General features: G+C 46.3%; 27 protein-coding genes. 3 read left to right on the top strand and 24 right to left on the bottom strand.

Annotation, left to right across the window (positions count from 1 at the left end; translation table 11 throughout):
- Window positions 1–402: 402 nt before the first annotated feature.
- Genes rsfS through EWH91_RS01840 form a run of 6 tightly spaced genes read right to left on the bottom strand, consistent with a single transcriptional unit; the run spans window position 403 to window position 3,854 of the window.
- Window positions 403–756: a ribosome silencing factor gene (gene rsfS / locus EWH91_RS01865; protein WP_129928306.1), complete on the bottom strand. Its 354-nt coding sequence runs from the start codon at window positions 754–756 to the stop codon at window positions 403–405.
- Between the two features lie 9 nt (window positions 757–765).
- Complete coding sequence (gene yqeK / locus EWH91_RS01860) at window positions 766–1,338, bottom strand: bis(5'-nucleosyl)-tetraphosphatase (symmetrical) YqeK (protein WP_129928305.1); 573 nt, start codon at window positions 1,336–1,338, stop codon at window positions 766–768.
- Window positions 1,328–1,906, bottom strand: a complete 579-nt coding sequence (locus EWH91_RS01855; RefSeq protein WP_129928304.1) for a nicotinate-nucleotide adenylyltransferase — start codon at window positions 1,904–1,906, stop codon at window positions 1,328–1,330. Before EWH91_RS01855 ends, yqeK begins: the two co-directional genes overlap by 11 nt.
- Window positions 1,903–2,217: a ribosome assembly RNA-binding protein YhbY gene (gene yhbY, locus EWH91_RS01850; protein ID WP_129928303.1), complete on the bottom strand. Its 315-nt coding sequence runs from the start codon at window positions 2,215–2,217 to the stop codon at window positions 1,903–1,905. Before yhbY ends, EWH91_RS01855 begins: the two co-directional genes overlap by 4 nt.
- Before the next feature lie 29 nt (window positions 2,218–2,246).
- On the bottom strand, window positions 2,247–3,347 hold the full coding sequence (gene yqeH, locus EWH91_RS01845; protein ID WP_129928302.1) for a ribosome biogenesis GTPase YqeH: 1,101 nt from the start codon (window positions 3,345–3,347) through the stop codon (window positions 2,247–2,249).
- Window positions 3,348–3,353: 6 nt separating this feature from the next.
- Complete coding sequence (locus tag EWH91_RS01840; RefSeq protein ID WP_326407513.1) at window positions 3,354–3,854, bottom strand: YqeG family HAD IIIA-type phosphatase; 501 nt, start codon at window positions 3,852–3,854, stop codon at window positions 3,354–3,356.
- A gap of 369 nt (window positions 3,855–4,223) precedes the next feature.
- Between EWH91_RS01840 and sda the strand changes: the two genes are divergently transcribed.
- Window positions 4,224–4,370 carry a sporulation histidine kinase inhibitor Sda gene (sda, locus tag EWH91_RS01835; protein WP_129928300.1) on the top strand — a complete coding sequence of 49 codons (147 nt, stop codon included), beginning with the start codon at window positions 4,224–4,226 and terminating at the stop codon, window positions 4,368–4,370.
- A 125-nt stretch (window positions 4,371–4,495) separates the two neighbouring features.
- Here sda and EWH91_RS01830 read toward each other — a convergent pair whose 3' ends face one another.
- Window positions 4,496–4,588: a YjcZ family sporulation protein gene (locus EWH91_RS01830; RefSeq protein ID WP_129928299.1), complete on the bottom strand. Its 93-nt coding sequence runs from the start codon at window positions 4,586–4,588 to the stop codon at window positions 4,496–4,498.
- Between the two features lie 183 nt (window positions 4,589–4,771).
- Here EWH91_RS01830 and sigK point away from each other — a divergent pair, with 183 nt between their 5' ends.
- The gene (gene sigK, locus EWH91_RS01825; RefSeq protein WP_129928298.1) at window positions 4,772–5,473 is read left to right on the top strand and encodes an RNA polymerase sporulation sigma factor SigK; all 702 of its coding nucleotides are present in this window, start codon (window positions 4,772–4,774) and stop codon (window positions 5,471–5,473) included.
- Between the two features lie 104 nt (window positions 5,474–5,577).
- Entirely contained in the window at window positions 5,578–5,874 is a 297-nt protein-coding gene (locus tag EWH91_RS01820; protein WP_129928297.1) for an acylphosphatase, read from the top strand.
- 182 nt (window positions 5,875–6,056) lie between these two features.
- On the opposite strand, the gene EWH91_RS01815 is transcribed toward EWH91_RS01820, so the two are convergent.
- From EWH91_RS01815 to recD2, 17 genes are all read right to left on the bottom strand, one after another.
- Window positions 6,057–6,290: a YrhC family protein gene (locus tag EWH91_RS01815; protein ID WP_165364208.1), complete on the bottom strand. Its 234-nt coding sequence runs from the start codon at window positions 6,288–6,290 to the stop codon at window positions 6,057–6,059.
- A gap of 109 nt (window positions 6,291–6,399) precedes the next feature.
- Window positions 6,400–7,533 (bottom strand): bifunctional cystathionine gamma-lyase/homocysteine desulfhydrase, encoded by a 1,134-nt coding sequence (locus tag EWH91_RS01810; protein ID WP_129928295.1) that lies wholly within the window; start codon window positions 7,531–7,533, stop codon window positions 6,400–6,402.
- Window positions 7,534–7,565: 32 nt separating this feature from the next.
- On the bottom strand, window positions 7,566–8,483 hold the full coding sequence (locus EWH91_RS01805; protein WP_129928294.1) for a PLP-dependent cysteine synthase family protein: 918 nt from the start codon (window positions 8,481–8,483) through the stop codon (window positions 7,566–7,568).
- Window positions 8,484–8,620: 137 nt separating this feature from the next.
- Window positions 8,621–9,328 carry a 5'-methylthioadenosine/S-adenosylhomocysteine nucleosidase gene (mtnN, locus tag EWH91_RS01800; RefSeq protein ID WP_129928293.1) on the bottom strand — a complete coding sequence of 236 codons (708 nt, stop codon included), beginning with the start codon at window positions 9,326–9,328 and terminating at the stop codon, window positions 8,621–8,623.
- 15 nt (window positions 9,329–9,343) lie between these two features.
- Entirely contained in the window at window positions 9,344–9,985 is a 642-nt protein-coding gene (locus EWH91_RS01795) for a class I SAM-dependent DNA methyltransferase (protein ID WP_129928292.1), read from the bottom strand.
- 172 nt (window positions 9,986–10,157) lie between these two features.
- Window positions 10,158–10,778, bottom strand: a complete 621-nt coding sequence (locus EWH91_RS01790) for a YrrS family protein (protein WP_240697222.1) — start codon at window positions 10,776–10,778, stop codon at window positions 10,158–10,160.
- A gap of 140 nt (window positions 10,779–10,918) precedes the next feature.
- On the bottom strand, window positions 10,919–11,389 hold the full coding sequence (gene greA, locus EWH91_RS01785; protein WP_129928291.1) for a transcription elongation factor GreA: 471 nt from the start codon (window positions 11,387–11,389) through the stop codon (window positions 10,919–10,921).
- 82 nt (window positions 11,390–11,471) lie between these two features.
- Entirely contained in the window at window positions 11,472–12,119 is a 648-nt protein-coding gene (gene udk / locus EWH91_RS01780; protein WP_129928290.1) for a uridine kinase, read from the bottom strand.
- Between the two features lie 19 nt (window positions 12,120–12,138).
- Window positions 12,139–12,795: an O-methyltransferase gene (locus EWH91_RS01775; protein ID WP_240697221.1), complete on the bottom strand. Its 657-nt coding sequence runs from the start codon at window positions 12,793–12,795 to the stop codon at window positions 12,139–12,141.
- A 19-nt stretch (window positions 12,796–12,814) separates the two neighbouring features.
- Window positions 12,815–13,906: an endolytic transglycosylase MltG gene (gene mltG, locus EWH91_RS01770; protein WP_129928289.1), complete on the bottom strand. Its 1,092-nt coding sequence runs from the start codon at window positions 13,904–13,906 to the stop codon at window positions 12,815–12,817.
- A 134-nt stretch (window positions 13,907–14,040) separates the two neighbouring features.
- Window positions 14,041–14,355 (bottom strand): DUF1292 domain-containing protein, encoded by a 315-nt coding sequence (locus EWH91_RS01765; protein ID WP_129928288.1) that lies wholly within the window; start codon window positions 14,353–14,355, stop codon window positions 14,041–14,043.
- On the bottom strand, window positions 14,348–14,785 hold the full coding sequence (gene ruvX, locus EWH91_RS01760; protein WP_129928287.1) for a Holliday junction resolvase RuvX: 438 nt from the start codon (window positions 14,783–14,785) through the stop codon (window positions 14,348–14,350). Before ruvX ends, EWH91_RS01765 begins: the two co-directional genes overlap by 8 nt.
- Window positions 14,782–15,048: an IreB family regulatory phosphoprotein gene (locus tag EWH91_RS01755; RefSeq protein ID WP_129928286.1), complete on the bottom strand. Its 267-nt coding sequence runs from the start codon at window positions 15,046–15,048 to the stop codon at window positions 14,782–14,784. The genes ruvX and EWH91_RS01755 overlap by 4 nt, the downstream gene beginning before the upstream one ends.
- A gap of 35 nt (window positions 15,049–15,083) precedes the next feature.
- Entirely contained in the window at window positions 15,084–17,726 is a 2,643-nt protein-coding gene (alaS, locus tag EWH91_RS01750; protein ID WP_129928285.1) for an alanine--tRNA ligase, read from the bottom strand.
- Between the two features lie 412 nt (window positions 17,727–18,138).
- Window positions 18,139–19,200, bottom strand: a complete 1,062-nt coding sequence (locus tag EWH91_RS01745) for an AI-2E family transporter (RefSeq protein WP_129928284.1) — start codon at window positions 19,198–19,200, stop codon at window positions 18,139–18,141.
- Between the two features lie 69 nt (window positions 19,201–19,269).
- On the bottom strand, window positions 19,270–19,467 hold the full coding sequence (locus tag EWH91_RS01740; protein WP_129928283.1) for a hypothetical protein: 198 nt from the start codon (window positions 19,465–19,467) through the stop codon (window positions 19,270–19,272).
- Window positions 19,468–19,579: 112 nt separating this feature from the next.
- Entirely contained in the window at window positions 19,580–21,883 is a 2,304-nt protein-coding gene (gene recD2, locus EWH91_RS01735) for an SF1B family DNA helicase RecD2 (protein WP_129928282.1), read from the bottom strand.
- Window positions 21,884–21,903 lie beyond the last annotated feature (20 nt).

Below are 21,903 nucleotides of genomic sequence, written 5' to 3'. Positions count from 1 at the left end.
AATACCAGCTGATGGATGATCATTACGTGTTATACTTTTCATAGCATGAATCCGCCTCGATTAATTGTGAGTTGGTACTTCAATTATACCGAGTTGTCGGTATTCATGCTTTTATTTTTGCCCCCCCTTTATCTGGCAAGGCGTCAAGGCCATTTTTGATGTTTCAAGTTTTAGATATAAAGTGAAACGTCAATCAGTGGGGTTTTCTTTTCCCCACTGATTGTTCGTTGAACCCATCGGGCTGCTGCGGGCAGTAAGACCCCCACCTCAGGGTCATGAGGGTAAACGGAACAGCCCCGCGTGGGGTCTTACTGCCCGTTCAAACGGGATAAAAAAACTAAGCCCCTGACGAAGCCAGAGACTTAGTTTTTTTGATACGATGTAATCCATAGAAAGAGCCGCTTACAACGGCTTTTTTTCCAGCGTATAAACAGGGGCATCTCCCCATAATTTTTCCAGTTGATAGTAGTCACGCTCGTCTTTGTGAAAGACATGGGCAACAACGTCCCCCATATCAATCAGAATCCAGCGTGCCTGATCGTATCCCTCCATACGCCTTACTGTCAGACCTTTAGCCTCCGCAGCCTTTTTCAGCGCATTTGCGATGGCTTGTACCTGTTTTTCCGAATTACCATGGCAAATAATAAAATAATCAGCCATTATAGAAATTCCGGTCATTTTTAACATAATCAGGTCCTGAGCTTTTTTATCGTCCGCAGCTTCGGCAAGATATTTTACGAATTCCTCACTGTTCATTAAGTCACCTCATTGATTATTTTGGGAACCGACAAGATCATTATATGCGAAAAATGTATCTGGGTAGACACGCTGATGTTGATCGAGAAGATGCGTGATGGTTCTCCACAGTTCTTCAAAGACTGCTTCATCCAGGCTGTTTTCTGCCGCTTTCCGGACATCCTCAACACCCGGAAAATCCCTTCCCGGCTCAATATAGTCGGCAAGGAAAATAATTTTTTCCAGACGGGTCATATCTTTCTTCCCGGTTGTATGATAAATGATTGCGTTCAGAATGTCCCTGTCCTTCACTCCCAGTGTTTGCTCAACATAAGCGGCTCCGGCAGGGGCATGCCATAAATTATTCGAATACGAGAGATACTCATTGGAAATATTCGGATGCTGCTCAATCAACTGTTTCAACTTCTTATCAGGAAAGTATTTGACAATATCATGAAGCATTCCTGCAAGACGTGCTTTATCCACATCCGCTCCAAACCTCGCAGCGAGCTTTCCGGCAGTTTCGGATACGCCGAGCGAATGCCTGTAACGTTTATCAGGAAGCATTTCCCGGATTGTGCTCTGAGCTTCTTCAATCTTCATAAAGCCGTCTCTCCTTTATATATTTTATCACTTCATCAGGCATCAGGTAACGGCAGGAGCGTCCCTGCTTCAGCCTTTTCCTGATCATACTTGATGAGATATCAATCAGAGGCATATCGATATAGGTGACGTCTGCATGAGCAGGATTTCCAGTTGCGTAACCCTTTCGCCGGAAACCGATAAAAGAAGTCAGTCTGCGCAATTCTTCTATTCCGTGCCACAGAGGCAGATCATCGACCATATCTGCTCCCAGTATAAAATAAAATTTATTGTCAGGTTCGTTTGCTTTCAGTTCCCGTAATGTGTCTACGGTATAAGAAAGTCCCTTTCTCTTTATTTCGACCAGCGAGCATTTGAAATGGGCGTTACTCCTGATTGCCCGCCTGACCATCTCGACACGATCATTCGCATCGGTATGGGCTGTTTTACCCTGAATATGAGGGGGCCGGTAACTGGGCATGAACCAGACTTCATCAAGTGCACAGGATTCCATGGCTTCTTCGGCAATCAGGAGATGGGCCAGATGCGGCGGATCAAAGGTGCCCCCAAGCAGTCCTATTCTCTTCATCCCTGTTTTCTTCCCCGTCTTTCCGGAAGTTCAATCCGTCTGTGTTTTTCCGATTCCCTGTATAAAACAAAAGTGTGTCCGATCACCTGAACCAGTTCCGATTCCGTCTTCTTCGCACAGAGCGTGCCAGCCTCTCGGACGTCTTCAAAAGTATTCTGGAGCAAAGAGACTTTAATTAATTCTCTTTTTTCCAGAACAGCACTTAATTCATGATAAAGCTGATCCTGTAATCCGGATTTCCCAATCTGAAAGACTGGTTTAAGCGGATGAGCCAATTTTTTTAAATACTTGATTTGTTTTCCAGTCAGCATACTTACGTTAAATTCCCTTCCCTTTCAATTTACCCTTTGATGATGGAGGATCGCATCGAGATGTCTATTCCTTCAGGCGCCCGGGCTGAAATGATGGCGCCCTCCCCCTTTACTGAAATCCATCCAAGTCCTGAGAACACAATATCTGTATCCCTGTCTCGGGTTTTCATCTCGCATTGCATGAACTTCAATGTTTGGGTGATTCCTGCCGGTGGAGCGAGCATCCTGCCAAATTGACTGGCATACAGTTCATCCGCATGTTCCGTCTTTGTCCGATGAACAGGCAGCGCATTTGCCACATAGACGATCAGAGATCTTTTGCCTGGTCCGGAATAATCGATACGGCCGATTCCCCCGAGAAAGAGCGTCTGATTCTCGCCCAGCTGGTAGACTCTCGGTTTGATTTCTTTATTGGGCATGATTTTTTTATATTCACTGGAACTGACAAAATGGGCAGCCTGATGCGGATTAATGACACCCGGCGTGTCATACAGTACGCGACCATCGTCAAGAGGGATACCGATAAAATCAAGGGTGGTTCCTGGAAAATGCGATGTCGTAATGACAGATTTCCCGCCGGAAGCTGCCCGGATCAGATGATTAATAAAAGTTGATTTACCCACATTTGCTGCACCGACAATATAAACATCCCGGCCCCGTCTGTAATGATCGATACGGCTGCTGACTTCATCAATGCCATGGTTTTTCACTGCGCTGATCAGCAGAACATCCACCGGATGAATACCCTTCGCTTTAGCTGAGCGTTTCAGCCAGCTTTTCAATTTATTCGGATTCGTCGATCTGGGAAGCAGATCTTCTTTATTACCGACCAGGAGCACCGGATTGTTCCCGATGAAGCGGGTCAGATCATCAACCCAGCTGCCGGAGACATCAAAAATATCGATCAGATACACAATCAGGGCGTCCACAGAAGCAATTTGCGAGAGAAGTGAAAGAAAATTCTCTCCTTTCATGGGTACATCCTCAATTTCGTTATAATGTCTCAGTCGAAAACAGCGTCTGCAATAGACCGGCTGGCGGTCGAGTGCCGCAGGAGGGGCATAACCGGGTTCATGCTCGTTTTCTGTCTGAATTTTCACGCCACAGCCTTCACAAAAGATGTCGGTCATTTCGCTTCAATCCTCCCACTTCAGCCAGCCACGCCGGCGCATTCTGGCCATAATAAAACGCTCCAGTATCCGATTGAACCGGGTTGTCCATGCATCACTCTGCGCAATCGGGGAAACAAGAATAGTATGCGCCCCTACTTTATTACCGCCCCATACATCAGTCATAATCTGATCACCGACCACGACCACCTGATCTTCATTGAGATTCATTTTACGGATGGCCCGTCGGAATCCATAAGGCAATGGTTTCTGAGCGCGATAAATATAGGGCACACCTGCCGGATCAGAAAAAGTCCGAACCCGCTGTTCACTGTTATTTGACACAATCATGGACATGATACCGGCTTTCTCAAGCGAATGAAACCACTCAATCAATGCCGGTGTGATTCGTGGTTCATTCCAGGCAACGAGCGTATTGTCCAGATCTGTAATCAAACCTCTGATCCCCTTTGCGATCAATAACTCCGGACTTATATCTAAAATTTTATTTACGTGTTCGTCTGGCAAAAAATTTTTAAGCAATGACTTAGCACCTCAGCTTCTGATTACATTTTCCCACATGTTGTCTATTATACCAAGTCCAACCGCAAATTTTTTAAAAATACAGCTTCTGACGTCTGCTCTCATTATGCAGGAACATCGACCAAAAGAACATAAATATTTCGACATTGGTCGACAAACCTGTTTTTGTGGATAACCTTGTCCACATTTGTAACATGAAAAAGTGTACGATTTCCGGACTATGTAATAAAAAACATTCATTTTATCCACCGTTGGCTGTGGATAAATGCGTGTTTGTCGATCATACCAGATCATGCTAGAGTAATTCTAGAGGACTTGAACTTGTGGAAAGGAAGTGCCCCATAAAGGGATAAAATGGAAAATCTTTCTGATGAAATGTTGGTTGAAGCTTATGTAAAGGCAAAGAAATATGATTTGAGTGATGAGTTCATTAAACTTATCGAAGGTGAAATCTCCAGAAGAAAGCTTAATCGCTCCCTGCATCAGCAGCAGCTGATCTGATACCCTCTATGGCAGAAAAAGCAGCCGGATGCTGCCTGCTATCCGGCTATTTAAAAAAGGGACGTTTTTTCCAGGTCTAATAAGGAAGTCCGCTCTGCCCGGGACTCCCCTGTCCAGACCGGACATTAATACACGTATGCTGCTCCGACAATGATTAGCAGAATAAACAGAACAACAAGCAATGCAAATCCTGATCCATAACCGCCTGAGTAACTCATCTACTATCAGCTCCTTAAAAGAAAGTACAATATACTTTATTCTCCGCCACTTTCTTTGACTGGGCATCTGAGAAATCTGTCAGCCAGGTCAGTCTCCAGGTACAGGCACGGGACATGATGAATGCCCATAAACTAAAAGATAACAGCTTACGCATTCATTATGTGTCTGGGGAGTGGATCAATATGCTTTCAGTCGCTACCGGAATGGCCTGCATGTTTAAACAGATTCTGCTGCTTGTTTCTTATGTAAAGAACAATGCTTTCCCGCAACCCCTGTCACCTTCTGAAGAACAGGAATATCTGCGTCTGATGGCAGAAGGAGATCAGGACGCACGCAACAAATTAATTGAACACAATCTCCGCCTTGTCGCCCATATTGTCAAAAAGTTCAACAATACCAAAGAAGATACGGACGATCTGATATCCATCGGCACGATCGGGCTGATTAAAGCTATTGAAAGTTATTCAAGTGGAAAAGGGACGAAACTGGCGACATTTGCCGCCAGATGTATAGAAAATGAAATACTGATGCATTTACGGGGGCTGAAAAAGACGCGGAAGGACGTTTCTCTGAATGACCCGATTGGTCAGGATAAGGAAGGAAATGCGATCTCTCTGATCGATATTCTGAAGTCGAGAAACAAAGATATTGTCGATGAAATTTCACTGATTCTGGAAACAAAAAAAATTTACGGGGCCCTGGATGTACTGGATACGCGGGAAAGAGAGGTCATCATCGACAGATTCGGACTGAATAATCAGGATGAACTCACGCAGCGCGAAATCGCAGAAAAACTGTCCATTTCCCGCAGTTATGTCTCCCGAATTGAAAAAAGAGCGCTGATGAAACTTTTTTATGAAATATACCGCAGGCCGGGTCGTTAATTTTTCACCTCTCACAGGTTGATGAAACATCATTTCTCTTTTTTCTTTTCCCGGTACCATGATACACTAAGGGCAGAGAAAATGAATGATGGGAAGCGAAACGGATGGAATCTGACTCTGAAACCAAACATGTACATGTCATCGTTGAAGGTAGGGTACAGGCTGTGGGATTTCGATACTTTACCTGGCAGACAGCGCGTGAACTAAAAATTACCGGATGGGTAAGAAACCGGGATGATGGCAGCGTGGAAATTGAAGCAGAAGGAAAAACGGATGCTGTAAACACATTTGTTAATCAAATAAAAAAAGGAAGCCCGTTTTCTAAAGTCAGGCATGTGGATGTGCAGGTTTATAAACACAGCGGGCACTTTTCAACATTTGAGATCCGGGATATGTACTGATCCCGATGGCCGTTTCCGGCTGGTCAGAAAACACAACCGAACATACATTTAAGCTTTAACAGGGCAGCGATGATCACGTCCGCACGGTTTTCATCGCTGCCCTGTTTTTCACTTATGGATCACCTTACACGTACAAACTAGAGATCGCAGGAAGCCTCACGCAGGCAGTTTCTTTCGGGCGCTCACTGATCATCCATCTGCTCTTCCTTTAATTTCGTTGTCCTCCAGTAGAAGAAAACAGACGCCAGCAGGAATGAAAAGCTGGTTATCATCAGAACTTCTATTTTCCATGGTTCGGCTAACATGTCCGGAATCACTGTACCGATATACATAAATAAGCTGATAAACAGGCAAAGCATCCCTGTTCTGCGACAATCTGCTATTCTCTCATCCAGATGTTTCCCCTGATCTTCCATAACCATCCCTCCGTACCTATTACTCTATCATGACAGATAAAGATTTTGTACGGTATTTTATGACAAAAAAACTGCCCGGATTTCCGGACAGTTCCCATAGCCTATTTATTTATTCCAGGGCCTGCTTCAGATCGTCAATCAGGTCGTCACCGTCTTCTATCCCTACGGAAAGGCGAATCAGTCCATCGGTTATGCCCAGCTCTTCACGACGCGCCTTCGGAATTGAGGCGTGAGTCATTTTCGCTGGAACAGAAATCAGGCTCTCCACAGCCCCAAGGCTTTCTGCCAATGTAAAGTAACGCACACGTGAGAGCAGCTTATTTGCGTTTTCCTCACTTCCAACGTCAAAAGAAATCATACCGCCACATCCATCAGCCTGCTTCTCTGCCAGCTCATGGCCCGGATGACCGGGAAGACCCGGATAATACACTTTGCGCACTTTTCTATGACCTTCAAGAAATGCTGCGATGCGACGGGCATTATTTTCAATCTGTTCCATGCGCAGAGCAAGTGTCTTTACGCCTCTGATCAGCAGCCAGGCATCCTGAGGTCCGGGAATGGCGCCAACAGAATTCTGAATAAACCCAACTTTTTCAGCCAGCTCATCAGAATTTACCGCAACCAGTCCGGCTACAACATCACTATGACCGCCAATATATTTCGTCGCACTGTGCAATACAATATCAGCGCCAAGCAGAAGAGGATGCTGCCAGTACGGTGTAGCAAACGTATTATCAACAATCAGCAGCAGCCCGTGTTCATGTGCCTGTTTTGCTGTTGCTGCAATGTCTGTGATCTTCAGCAGTGGATTAGTCGGAGTTTCCAGATAAATCGCTTTTGTCTTTTCTGTGATGGCAGCTTCCACCTTCTCCGGATTGCTGGTATCCACAAAGGAAGCAGTTATACCCAGACGCTTGAACACCTTGTCAATCACCCGAAATGTCCCACCATACACATCATCGGTGATCACCACATGGTCACCGCTGTTAAGCAGCATCAGTACCGATGAAATGGCAGCCATTCCTGATCCGAAGGCAAAGCCGGCTTTTCCGAATTCAAGAGACTTGATCAGTTCCTCCAGGGCGCTGCGGGTCGGGTTGACCGTCCGTGAATAATCATAACCTTTTGTTTTTCCGACAGCTTCCTGTTTATACGTACTCGTCTGATATATTGGAACAGAGACCGCACCTGTAAAGGGATCTCCGAAAGCACCAGCATGAATCACTTTCGTCTTTGGTTTCAATGGATGTCTCTCCTTTTCGTCCGTTTTGTGTCTTATGATCCGTAAATACCTTCACTTAAATAACGTTCACTTGAATCCGGGAAAACAACGACGATATGGGTACCCGGCTTTGCAGAAGAAGCTTCAATCAGCGCAGCATGCAGGGCGGCGCCTGATGAGCTGCCGACAAGAAGCCCTTCGCGTGAGGCCACTTCTTTCAGTCTGCGAAACGCATCATCATCACTGACCGTATGAATCGCATCAAATAAGCCCGTATTGACGAATGAAGGTATAAATTCCATGCCGATGCCCTCAATCCGATGCTCAGCTGGCTTCCCGCCGTTTAAAATGGAGCCAACGGGTTCGACCACTACGGTTTTGATCTGAGCATTTCTTTTTTTCAAATACGATGCAGTCCCGGTGAAAGTCCCGCCGGTTCCGGCCCCTGCAACAAAAATGTTAACCTTACCCTTAGTGTCTTCCCATATCTCCGGTCCGAGTGTATGAATATAGGCATTCGGATTCTCTTCATTTTCAAACTGATTTGGGCAATAACTGCCGGGAATTTCGGAGACGAGCTGCTTTGCCTTTGCCACAGCTCCGGTCATCCCCTGACCGGTGGGCGTGTGTATCACTTTGGCTCCGAGAGCTTTCATCAGCGTCTGCTTCTCCATGCTGAACTTTTCGGGTACACAGAAAATGACGTGAATCCCTTTCCCGACCGCTGCAACGGCAAGGCCGATACCCGTATTTCCTGCAGTCGGTTCGATCAATGTGCCGCCGGGCTTCAGTTTTCCGGCAGACAGCGCTTGATTGACAAAGTGTTCACCGAGCCTGTCTTTCACACTGCCGCCTGGATTGAAATATTCGCATTTCGCATAAAGATGAACACCCTCAGGAACAGGAAAGCCGTGCAGTTCAATCAGCGGCGTCTTTCCCACCAGTTCATGAACATTTTGATATAATGCCATCAAGATTCCCCCCATATATTTTTTTCAGAAGACATCAGTCGGTGCTGCAACAGACATCTGCCTCGGAAAAATATACAAAGCGTTTAAAGCTGACGGCGCCAGCACGTCCACCTGACATGTCAGGCACTATATCCTGTTTATCCATGTGTTTCCATCTCCTTAAGCAGTGCAAGTACAAACTCAGCCGAGTTTTTTGCCGCTTTTTCAAGAAATTGATCAAATGAAATTTCCGATTGCTTTCCGGCAATATCAGACAGTGCTCTGACAATGAGAAAAGGAACGCCAAACTGGTAACAGACCTGAGCAATAGCAGCAGCTTCCATCTCAACCGCCTTCAGCTCCGGCAGCAGGTGCTTCAATGCATCGATTCGATCTGAATCGGACATAAATGAATCTCCGCTTCCAATTACGCCATGGACCGTTCTGTGTCCGGTGATCACTTTTTGGGCTGCATCTGTTGCCATTTCCGACAAGTGCCCGTCTGGTATAAAAGCAGGGGGCATACCGGGGATCTGACCATACTGATAGCCAAATGCCGTTGCATCCGCATCATGGTGAATAACCCTGGAGGAAATCACAACATCGCCAATATCCAGGGCCGCATCCGTACCACCTGCAGATCCTGTATTGATCACTGCATCCGGGTGAAAATGATCAATCAAAAGTGTTGTTCCGATTGATGCATTAACTTTGCCAATCCCGGACTGCAGTAATACCGTCTCGATCCCTGCCAGTTTCCCGGAGAAAAACCGGGAATGTGCGATCTCCGTCTCCTTTGGCTGGTCCATTTTGCTTTTAAGGATATGGATTTCCTCTTCCATTGCTCCGATCAATCCCAGTCTCATCAATATACCTCCGATTTAATCTTCTTTTATCGCAAGAATCATCCAGACAAATTCATTCATTTGTTTAAAATAGGGAACAAAATGATTCATCCGAAACATCTCATACAATTCTTTTCGCAGCGGATAATATTCAGTGCGGAGATCCTTAAGCAGATTATAATAGCCCTTCCGCTTTGCCTCCAGCTCGATTCTTTTACGCTCCATTTCACTTCCGAACAGCGTATCTGCAAAAACGATTCTGCCCTGCGGGGTTAACAGCGTTCGATATTTTTCAAGAGCAACCGATTTTTCCTGATGGTTCAGGTGATGAAAAGCATACGAACTGACAATACTGTTAATGGGTACATCCGGTGGCGTAAAATCAATGAAATCTCCATCTGATAAATTGATATTCGGCAGTTTTTCTTTTGCTTTCTCCCTCATTTTTTGTGAAGGCTCTATGCCATAAACTTCCAGACCCTTCTCAAGCAGTTTGCCGGTCAGATTGCCTGTTCCGACACCAAATTCCAAAACAGTGCCTCTGGCCTGTCCTGCGACTGCTTCAAGAATTTCAGGGTAGTTCTGGAAGACTTCGTGATACTCCGGAAGACCGCCGGCAACCGAGCGGTCATAATCAACCGCCCATTTATTAAACGCCTGAATAAATTCGCGTCCCATTTATATTCACTCCATTATATTCATCTTGCTGAGTTACACTATTCATATATTAAAGGTATGATTAATTGGTTTAAAGGTAACACAATTCATCGTGCCAATCAATCACCAGAGAAAAGAAACCCGATCCAGAATACCGGACCGGGACAGGTACCTATACAAATACTTAACCGCTTTATTCACCGGGCTTTTTCAAATCGTCCGCCTGCCATTTTCCATCCTGATACACGAGATGAACGACATAGATCGACCCCTGTTCATTTTTGGGAGACACACGTGCCAGAGAACTGTTTGGTGAACCTCCATTGCCCAGCCAGTGAATCGTCATATTACCTGATTCTATCCCTGTTGCTGCAGAGATCGCCGCCACCTGGGCATTCCAGTCTGCAGAGCCAATTTCATAGGACGCCTGATGGCTTTCACCGGATCCCGCGGATGATGACGAAGAACTGCTTTCACCCGAAGCGGAACTGGCTGATTCATCATTTGGCACCTGCCCTGATTCATCAGATTCCGCTGATGAATCAGCCGCTGATGAGCCGTCCGTTGAAGAAGATTCGGAAGAACTGCCCGCCTGGTTTTCTGATAAGGAGACTCCCTGATTTTCCGACTGACCGGCTGGTTTTGCCGCCGGCCGGTCTGCCGATGTATTGAATACTGAAATAAGAATAATACATCCAACAGCCAGGATAAGCAGGGACACAATTCCGATGCTCCAGTTCAGGATCCGATCGGTTTTGCTTTTACGCCGCTCATAGCGGGATGAGTATCCTTTTCCCCGATGGTTTCTCATCATTCAGGTATCCTCCCTTTCAACACATGACAAAATCACATGATATAACCTTCGGAAGAGATAACGTGTCCTGTCGGTACATAGTATAAATCCACCACGAATAAGCCGCGATTTACGTCAGGACAGCAGCCCCATTTTATCCGTTATTCAACCTTTAAGATTTTCACACGGATATCGCCGCCAGGTGTATTGACATTCACTTCTTCCCCGACAGAAAGACCAATCAGTCCTTTAGCCATTGGCGAATCATTCGAAATCTTTCCTGCAAACGGATCAGATTCAGCACTGCCGACAATCTGATAGGTTTCTTCATCGCCATCCGGAAGTTCTTTGAACGTCACGGACTTGCCGATTTTAACAACATCTGTCGTTTCATCATCTTCAATAATTACGGAATTACGTATCATCTGTTCAAGCTGCAGAATACGCGCCTCAACAAAAGCCTGTTCATCTTTTGCAGCATCGTACTCGGAATTTTCAGAGAGATCTCCGAAACCGCGTGCGATCTTTATTCTTTCAACAACCTCTTTACGTTTTTCCGTCTTCAGATATTGTAATTCCGACTCCAGCTTAGCCTTTCCTTCAGCTGTCATATAATGAAGTTTCTCTGCCATGGATTACCCACACTCCTAAAAAAATTTATCCATTTATCTATATACTGTATTGAAAGCGGCCATTCCGGAAGATTACAGATACCTAATCATTCAGGCATCTGCCCCTGTCTTCCAGAACAGCCTTGATCTTTGTCGCCATTAAATCAATGGCGACTGTATTACTGCCACCCTCGGGAATAATAATATCCGCAAAGACCTTCGTAGGTTCACAGAACTGACGATGCATCGGCCGGACAGCGGTAAGATATTGATTAATCACCGACTCGACACTTCTGCCTCTTTCCTGTGTATCACGAAGCAGCCGGCGAATAATACGAAGATCTGAATCCGTATCCACAAATACTTTGATATCCATCAAATCCCGAAGCCGTTTTTCCTGGAGGATCAGGATTCCTTCCAGGATGATTACATCCTTTGGTTCGACGGGTACAATTTTATCAGATCTTGTATGTACTGTATAGTCATATACTGGTTTTTTTATCGGATGAAACCGCAGCAGCTCCTTCACTTGATCAATCAAAAGATCCGTATCAAAGGCCAGCGGATGATCATAATTTGTCAGCAGGCGTTCTTCCAGAGGTTTATCATCCTGCGCTTTATAATATGAATCCTGTTGAATCACCGCAATAGACTTATCAGGAAAATAACGTGAAATTTCTCGGGTAACAGTTGTTTTTCCTGATCCGGAGCCTCCTGCAACTCCGATCACAATTGGTTTTTCTCTGGTCACGTTGAACGCTCCTCCACTTTCACTTACTACTCTTTTTCGTGCTTACGGCAAGCCCGTCTCCAACAGTAAGGAAAATCGTATCAAAACCCTGCTGCCTGACCAGAAAGTGATTATAACTGTCTACTTTTTCAACGAGCCTGCGCAGCTGTTTTTTCTTAATGCCTTCTATATCACAGACCAGGCCATGAAACAGGACATTGTCCGTGATAATAATCCCATCATCAGACAATAAATCGGCGTATACGGGAAACAGATGTTCATACTGTGCCTTAGCCGCGTCGAAAAGAATCAGATCGAATGGGGCTGCCTGCCGCACTTCAGGAAGTTCACGGGTGGCATCCCCTTCAATAACATGGATGGAGGACTCAAACCCCATTGATCTGATGTTTTCTTTTGCCTCCCTTATCATATCTCTGTCGCGTTCAACGGAAGAAATATCGACATCAGCGCCTGCTGCAAGGCGCATCCTGATCGACGAATAACCGATCGCCGTACCCAGTTCCAGTATATGCTTCGGGTTTTTCCAGCGTATCACCTGCTGAAGAAAAGCCATGGCAGCCGGATGCATAATGGGAATATAGATCTCATGTGCCTTCTTCTCCATCCGCCTTAGCAGATCATTCTCAGATTGGGTGAATGAAGCAGCATAATCAGATAATTTACTGAAATCGATCAATGACCTGCGCTCCTCTTTATCAGGGCTGCTCTTTTGCCCATTCCTGACGATATTTATCGACTATTTTCTGATGTCCGGCAAACGACTTTGAATAATAAATCTTACCATTGGGCCGCGCATAGAAAAACAGATTATCGGATTTAACCGGATTCAGCACGGCCTCTATCGCATTCGTTGCCGGGCTGCCGATTGGACCCACCGGTAATCCGGTTCTTGTGTACGTATTAAAAGCGTTATCCTGACGAATATCTTTTAACGAATAATCGCGACTTCTTTTCTGCCTGCCGTAGATCACCGTTGTATCAGATTCCAGCCTCATATTCTTATTCAGACGGTTATAGAAAACACCTGCAATTTTCCTTCTGTCCTGTTCACCCGGTGCTTCCTGCTCAACAAGTGATGCCAGTGTCAGAACTTTGTGTAAGGATCCGAGCTGCCCCTTTTTTATCTGACTTTCGTATCTTTCAGCTGTTTTCCCTGTCTCCTCAAGCATCGGATCAATCATCTGATCAAGAGTCAGTGGTTTCTTTGTTTTCTTGAACCGATAGACCCCGGGTGCAAGATATCCTTCCAGCGGATAGATGTTTCCGCGTTTCAGAATTTCCTCTGTGAGAAAAGGGAATCGTTCCATGTAATGTGACTTCACGTAATCAGGATTTCTAAGATCATTGAGAATCTCTGATTTTTTCAGACCTGATACTTTCGCCATCCGGTCAGCGATTTCACTGATCCACATGCCCTGACGGACATCAATAAGATAAACAAGATCATGATGTCTCCCCTTTTCAAGGCTGTCCATCAGATTGTTGACCGACATGGCGCGATTAAAGGTATAAGTACCTGACTTATAGGTATTCAGATGGTTCCATTTGGCATAGAATTCAAACGCCCAGGCTTTCTGAACCAGTCCTTTTTTTTCGAGAATCCGGCCGATGTCACTTACTGAGCTGCCTGACGGTATGGTTACCGCTACCGGATTTTTATTTTGCGGGTCTGCCGGGCTCAGCAGATGCTGATAATAACCGAAAGCTCCCCAGACGGCAAATGCCAGCAGGATAAGCAGACAGACGGCAACGCCTGTCCACCATTTCCAGCCTGTTTTTTTATTCACTGTTCGAGACGCTCCTTTCTAGAGTACCCCAACCATTATACACTATGTTTCGTCAAATTTTGTGCTTCATTAACGGATTAAGCCGCTTCACGGGTTCAATATAAAAACCCCCGCATTCCACAGGGGCTGCCCGTTCATACATCTTCTTCATCGCTGAACGTATTGATCATTTCTTCAACAACATCCCATTCCTCATCTGTCTCGATCGGGAAAAGTTTGAAGTCATCGTCCTCTCCCTCATAACGGAAAGCAAAAACGTCTTCTTCATCTGCGTCCTCATCTGCCTCTTCCGACGGTGTGACAACAACATAAGATTTATCTGTCTCAGGAACGTCAAAATAAAATAATACATCGAACAGATTCTCACTTCCGTCTGGCTCCGGAATCACAATCCGTTCCCCTTCGTCCCCGCTTGGCTGTATGATCGGGTAATGACCGGGATCACTCATCTTTTTCTGTCTCCATTCTTTTTTTATCTAAATAACTTTGCAGAATCAGCACGGCTGCTTCTTTATCAATGACCTTCTTCCGCTTTTTCCGGCTGAGATCGGCCTGAATCAGAATGCGCTCAGCAGCCATCGTTGTCAGTCGCTCATCCCACATGACCACCGGAAGACGGAACTTCCGGCGCAGGCTTCTGGCAAAAGCTCTTGAAGCCTCCGCCCGACAGGTTTCCGTCCCAATCAGATCCTTTGGCAGTCCGACGACAATCGATTCCACACCGAATGTATTGATCAATTCACCGATACGCTGAAACATCAGATCTTTTCTATGTTCCACATAACGGATGGTTTCAATACCCTGAGCTGTCAGACCTGTCGGGTCACTGACCGAGACGCCAACCGTTACCGATCCGAAATCAAGTCCCATCACTCTCATTCTTTGTCCCACTTTTTCCTGAGGTAATCCGTTACCAGTTCCTCAATGATCTCATCACGCTCGATCCGCCTGATTAGCTTTCTTGCATCTTTATGGCGGGGAATGTATGCTGGATCGCCGGATATCAGATAGCCGACAATCTGGTTGATCGGGTTATATCCCTTCTCCTCCAGAGCATCATATACCTGAAAAAGCACCTGGCGTACGTTATGCCTGTCCTTATCACCAAAATTGAATTTCATCGTTTCATCCATTTTCATCATCCCCATTCCATACGCGCTGTAGTCTGGCCAGTAAATCAGCCGACAGCTGTTTCTTTAATGAAGTCCGCTACACTGTCGAGCGCTTTTCCTACTTTTTCCGGCTGGCGTCCACCGGCCTGTGCCATATCCGGGCGGCCGCCTCCGCCACCACCGCAGACAGAAGCCACTTCCTTAATAATTTTGCCGGCGTGGAACCCTTTCGAGATCAGGTCTTTCGTGACACCGGAAACAAGATGAACCTTTCCGTCCTCAACAGAGGCCAGGACAACAATAAGCGACCTGAAATGATTTTTCAAATCATCAGCCATTGTCCTTAACTGATTCATATCCATTGCGTCCACTTTTGCCGCAAGGTAAGAAATATTACCGACTTTCCGGATGGATTTCTCTAATTCTGCGGCCTTCGCATTCCCGAGTTTTGCCATCAAAGCCGTGTTATCTTTTTCAAGCGCCTTAATTTGCAGCTGCAGGGCACCTATTTTTTCAGGAAGCTGATCAGCTGTTACTTTCAGGCTGCGTGCAAGGTTTACCAGTTCCTGTTTTTCCTGATTCATTTTTTCATAGGCTTTTTCCCCTGTTAAGGCTTCAATGCGACGTGTCCCTGCACCAATACCGGCTTCGGAAACAATTGTAAAGAGGCCAAGCTCAGCCGTGTTCCGAACATGGCAGCCGCCGCAGAGTTCAAGGCTGTAGTCACCAACATTGACAACACGAACGATTTTACCGTATTTTTCACCGAATAAAGCGACTGCACCTGATTTCTTTGCTTCGTCAATCGGCATTTCCTTCGTCGTCACAGGAAGCTGCGCCCAGATTTTCTCATTAATTGTCCGTTCTACCTTATGAAGTTCAGCTTCTGTCACCTGTCCGTAGTGAGAAAAGTCAAAACGAAGCCGGTCCGCCGATACATAAGATCCGGCCTGATTGACATGCGGTCCCAGTACATCTTTCAGGGCCTGATCGAGCAGATGAGTGGCCGTATGATTTTTTTGAATGGCAAGCCTGGCGTGACCGTCGATCTGTGCTTTCACACGGTCCCCGATATGAATTTCTCCGTTTACCACAATACATGAATGCAGATTCTGACCGTTCGGAGCTTGTTGCACATCGGTGACACGAAGAAGAGCGGTATCACCCTTCAGTGTCCCCTGATCGGCAACCTGTCCGCCCATCTCGGCATAGAAAGGGGTGCGATCAAGGATCAGCCGGATTTTTTGTCCCTCAGATGCATTTTCCACTGCTTCATGATCGTTGACCAGAGCCAGAACCTTTGCGTCCTCTACAGTAAACCGGTCATATCCGACGAACGTACTTTTTACGGTCACATTGCGCAGTGTTGCACTTTGCACGTGCATCGACTTCTGGTCTTTTCGTGCAGTTCTTGCCCGTTCTCTCTGTTTTTCCAGTTCTGCTTCAAAACCTTTCTGATCAATGGAAAGGCCGTCTTTTTTCGCATATTCCCCGGTCAGTTCGACAGGGAAACCGAACGTGTCATACAGTTTGAACACGTCTTCTCCGGACAGTTCTGACCCGCCTTTTGCTTTTACCTCACTGATCTGCCGGCGAAGAATGGCTATTCCGTCATGGATGGTCTCCTGGAAGCGTTTCTCTTCACCGTAAATGATTTTCTGGACATACGGGGCCTTCTCCAGAACCTCTTTGTAATAGTCTTTCATAATGTCGGCAACAACCGGTACGAGTTCATACATGAACGGTTTATTGATCCCGAGATCCATGGCATAGCGGACCGCGCGCCGGATCAGCCGGCGCAGAACATAACCGCGTCCTTCATTCGAGGGAAGAGCCCCGTCGGCAATGGCAAAGGACACCGCACGTACGTGATCAGCGATAACTTTGAACGGTGTGTTTTTCCTGCCCTTTTTATATGTTTTGCCTGAGATCTCCTCAATTTTATGGATAATCGGAAGAAAAAGATCCGTATCGAAATTGGTCTCACCGCCCTGAATGACGCTGACCATACGCTCCAGCCCCAAACCGGTATCAATGTTCTTTTTCGGCAGCGGCGTATGTGTTCCGTCAGGATTATGGTTAAATTGAGAAAAGACGAGATTCCAGACTTCGAGATAACGCTCATTTTCTCCGCCGGGGAACAGTTCCGGATCATTCGGATCGTTACCGAACGCCTCACCGCGGTCATAGAATATTTCTGTATTCGGTCCGCTGGGTCCTTCTCCGATATCCCAGAAATTGTGTTCCAGCTTAATAATCCGTTCCTCCGGGAGGCCAATTTTTTCATGCCACAGCTGGTACGCCTCATCATCTTTTGGATAAATAGTGACAGACAGCCTGTCCGGATCAAAACCGATCCAGTCCGGACTGGTCAGAAATTCCCATGCCCAGGTTATGGCTTCTTTTTTAAAGTAATCGCCTACCGAAAAGTTGCCCAGCATTTCAAAAAACGTATGATGGCGTGCCGTATAACCGACATTTTCAATATCATTCGTACGAATCGCTTTCTGAGCGTTGCAGATGCGCGGATTTTTCGGCACAATCCGTCCATCAAAATATTTTTTCAGCGTAGCAACCCCGCTGTTTATCCAAAGCAGGGAAGGATCATCAACCGGAATCAGTGAAGCACTCGGCTCAACCGAATGACCCTTTCCACGAAAAAAATCTAAAAACATTTGCCTGACCTCAGATGAACTGAGTTGTTTCATGATAAGAACCTCCACTCACAATGATCAAAATAAGACCTGTTCATTTAAATGGTGACTTATACCGGGGCGTTTAAAGAAAAACTGACGCCGGCCGGCCACACTATAATCCAATTTTATACTTTTTTTCTTATAGTGGAACAAAAAAAGCTTCCATCCTATCATGCCTGAAAGGACGAAAGCTCCCCACATACACGCAGCATCCGTACCGCATAAGAAAAGCTGACTTCGCATCTTTCGGTTGCAGCCTCACAGCTCAAGCAGCTCATGTGAGAGAAAATCAATGAAGGGTATCGATTGTTTACTTACAAATCATTAAGCCCATTCACCTTACTGTTCAGGCAGCTCCATGCCCTGTCGCTATTCTTTTCGTCTCATTTTCATTTTTCTTTCGCTATTATAGATGAACTTTCTCTTATTTGTCAATCACACGTAATCTCTTTTTCATATGAATGAAACCTATACGAATCACGATAAAACAGGGGATAGCAAGCAACATCCCGACGATCCCTGCAATCTCCCCGCCGACACCGAGCGACAGCATGATATACAGCGGATGGATATCCACACTTTTACCGACAACGAGCGGCTCAATCACATTTCCCTCGAGAAACTGAATCAGAAATATCATCAGGACAACGCCGATCACTGCATAGAAGGACTGCGTGGCCGCCATCAGAACAGCCGGAGCTGCACCGATCAGCGGCCCAAAATAAGGAATCAGATCTGTCAGCCCGATAAACACGCCAAACACGATTGGATAACGGACTTTCAGAATCCACAACCCGATTGAAGCCAAAACAGCAAGAATCGCACAGACGGTCAGCTGTCCGCGTATGTACAAGCCGATTGACTGGTCCATTTCCGTGAATAGCCCGGTCCACTGATTCCGCCACTTTCGTGGAATCAGATGAAGTGCTCCCCGCTTAATTTTCTCTGAATCCTTGAGAAAATAAAAGGCAAGAAACGGAATGATAATCAAAGTGAACAGCGACTGGATAAAACCGGTACACCAGTCCATCAGCCTGTCTGCAAATCTTCCGGTGGCATGCTGTATACGTGCAAGGGCTTTATTCACCTGGTCATGCACCGCTTCGGGTGTTGACCCGTAAACGTGATCAACCTGAGACTGATACATTTTCTGATAGCGGACGAACTCGTCATTCAAGCCGCGCAACTCGTGGATAAACGCCGGACCACCTTTGAACAGCAGGAGACCGGCCATACTGAAAAAAAGCACATAGACACCGAGAATGGCAATCGTGCGCGGGACACCCATCACACTGAGTCTTTTGATTAAGGGATGCAGCAGATAGGCAATAATTCCGGCAACAGCAAATGGAAAAGCGACCCTCAGGAAGAAGTGAAGCACCGTACCGAGAAGCGGCAGCAGCCTGTAAAAGAGATAGCCATTGAGAAAAAGCAGCAGAAGAATAGTTAAAGCTTTCATCCACTTAAGTGCAGGCCATTTAAGCATGATCATCCCTCCATGCCTAGTCTTGCCCACACCTGTTCAAATCATGTGATCACGGGATACTCCGGACAATCAGAAACCGTTCGCTTTAGCTTCCCGTTCAGACACGTCAAAAAGATCGTCGAGTGTTGTCAGACTTCCATCCTCTTCCACCTGACTGAGTAACAGTCTCCCGTCCTCCAATGATAATTCAATAAAACAATTCCAGCAGTAATAATCCTTTGCACTCAGTTTACCTATATTTTTGCTTGCACAATTCGGACATTTCATCTACTTTCACCTCATCAGATACGGATAAATGACACAGGACATTTATCCGCTGCAGTTACTCGCATCCATGTCCAGATTTTATGAATTTTATACCTCTGACATCTCACTTTTCTCAGCTGTCATCAGAAAGAGAGAGTGGCCCGGCATCGGGCAGGCTCATCCGCTCACGAAGTTTAGCAGCCAGATTGGAGTGGCGCCGGTCGACATCGTTACGCTGGACAGCAGTCCTGATCGCTTCCTCATTACCGCAGATCATCAGATACTCTTTGCTGCGTGTGACAGCCGTATAAATCAGATTGCGTTTCAGCATCCGGTGATAGCCCTTAACCACCGGAAGAATGACAATCGGAAATTCGCTGCCCTGGGCTTTATGTATGGAACAGCAATAAGCAAGTGTCAGTTGATTTAAATCATGCCGGAGATATTTGACTTCAATACCGTCAAAAGAAACGATGACGGTGTCTTCGTTATCTGTCGTCTCTTTTGCCCGGAGTATCGATATAATCTCACCAATATCGCCGTTAAAAACCTGGTCATCCGGATTATTCATCAGCTGCAGCACTTTATCATGAACCCGGAATATGTGATCACCGAACGTCAGACCGCGTTTCTGATCAGAAGGCGGATTAAAAAGTTCCTGCAGTCTTTCGTTCAGTTTCTCTATTCCGGCATTGCCGCGGTATATGGGTGCAAGAACCTGGATGTCCTTCGGCTGATAACCCTTCTTCTCTGCGCCTTTTGCAATCTGGCAGACGGCTTCGGTGACCTGTGCCTGATGGCAATGGAAAAATCGCCGGTCATCACGTTTAGCTGTAAGATCCTTTAACTGTCCCTCTTTTATTTGGTGAGCCAGTTCGATAATTGAGGAGCCTTTAGCCTGCCGGAAAATATCCGTCAGCCGGACAACCGGTATGACGCCGGACTGGATCAGATCCGCCAGTACCTGACCCGGGCCGACTGATGGCAGCTGATCTTCATCGCCTACAATCACCATTTTCATGTCATCAGGAAGCGATTTGAGCAGCTGATTGGCAAGCCAGATGTCTACCATCGACATTTCATCAACAATGATCAGTTTGCCCTCAACCGGATCATCCTGATCATGTGCATAATTTGCTCCTCCCGTCCATCCGAGCAATCGGTGTATGGTCACGGCCGGAAGTCCCGTAGACTCTTTCATTCGTTTGGCTGCCCGTCCGGTAGGGGCAACGAGCAGAATGGGGTAAGGGTGTTCACTGTCGTAATCTTTCACTTCAAGTGAAAGACTGTTCAGCTCCGCATAGACCTCCACAATACCGTGAATGACGGTGGTTTTCCCCGTCCCCGGGCCCCCTGTCAGAACCATCAGAGGCGACCGGATCGCCTGGCGGATCGCCTTCTGCTGACTGTCGGCATACTGCATCGACAACCTGTCCTCCACTTTTCCGAGCGCTTCCATAAATTCAGCTTCGGAGTACTCCTCTTCCTCGGAGCCCTCCGTCAGTCTTTGAATACTGGTCACAATGCCCTTCTCTGCATAGTACAGTTCCGGCAGATAAACATCGTTACCCTCACGGACAATTTCCCCATCATCTTCCAGCTGATCCATTTCCCGGGTTATGTCGTCATCGGTTATGTCCAAGTCCGGAGTTGAAAGCAGTTTTTTGGCGGCTTCAATCACTTCATCATGAAGCATAAAAACATGACCGTCATTCATGGCACACTCGTTCAGCCAGTAAAGAATCGCTGCCTGTATTCTTTCCGGGCTGTTGCCGGTGATCCCGAGAGCAGAAGCCAGTTCATCCGCCCGCTGAAAACCAATCCCTTCTATATCCTGGATCAGCTGGTACGGATTATCACGAATCGTCTCGAGTGCCAGATCCCCGTATGTCTGATAAATTTTAGCCGCCAGCTGCGAACCAAACCCGAAATCCGACAGCCCGATCATGATCTTTTCCAGACCTTCATTTTTAATGAGCGTGTCAGCAATAAATTTTGCCTTGTCAGGGTCGAGTTTCGGCACTTCCTGCAGACAGGCGGGATCATTAAGAATCTTCGTTATCGCATGGTCACCAACCGTCCTGACAATGGCTTCAGCCGTTTTCTTACCGATCCCCGGAAAAAGATCCCCTGACAAATACTGAATGATCCCCGTACGGGATTGCGGGAGTACTTTATGATAGCTGACTGCCTCATACTGCTGCCCGTATCTGGGATGCGTTTTCAGCCGTCCGGAAAACTGATAGGTTTCCTGCAGATGGACAGAGGGAAAATAGCCAACCACTGTAATCTCTTTTCCCTGAATCGGCTCATCTGATTCTATTATTCGAACAATCATAACCGTATAGCCATTATCACTGTTCTGAAAAACAATCCGTACAGGCTCACCTTTAATGGAAATCCCGTCAGAAAATAAATGAAGAGAAGTCTGTTCCATTTCCCCCGCCATCCTTTCTC

It is taken from the genome of Sporolactobacillus sp. THM19-2, assembly GCF_004153195.1.
Taxonomy (GTDB): Bacteria; Bacillota; Bacilli; order Bacillales; family Sporolactobacillaceae; genus Sporolactobacillus.
The sequence above is the reverse complement of the archived record's forward strand: the minus strand, read 5'-3'. Positions and strand labels throughout refer to the sequence as shown.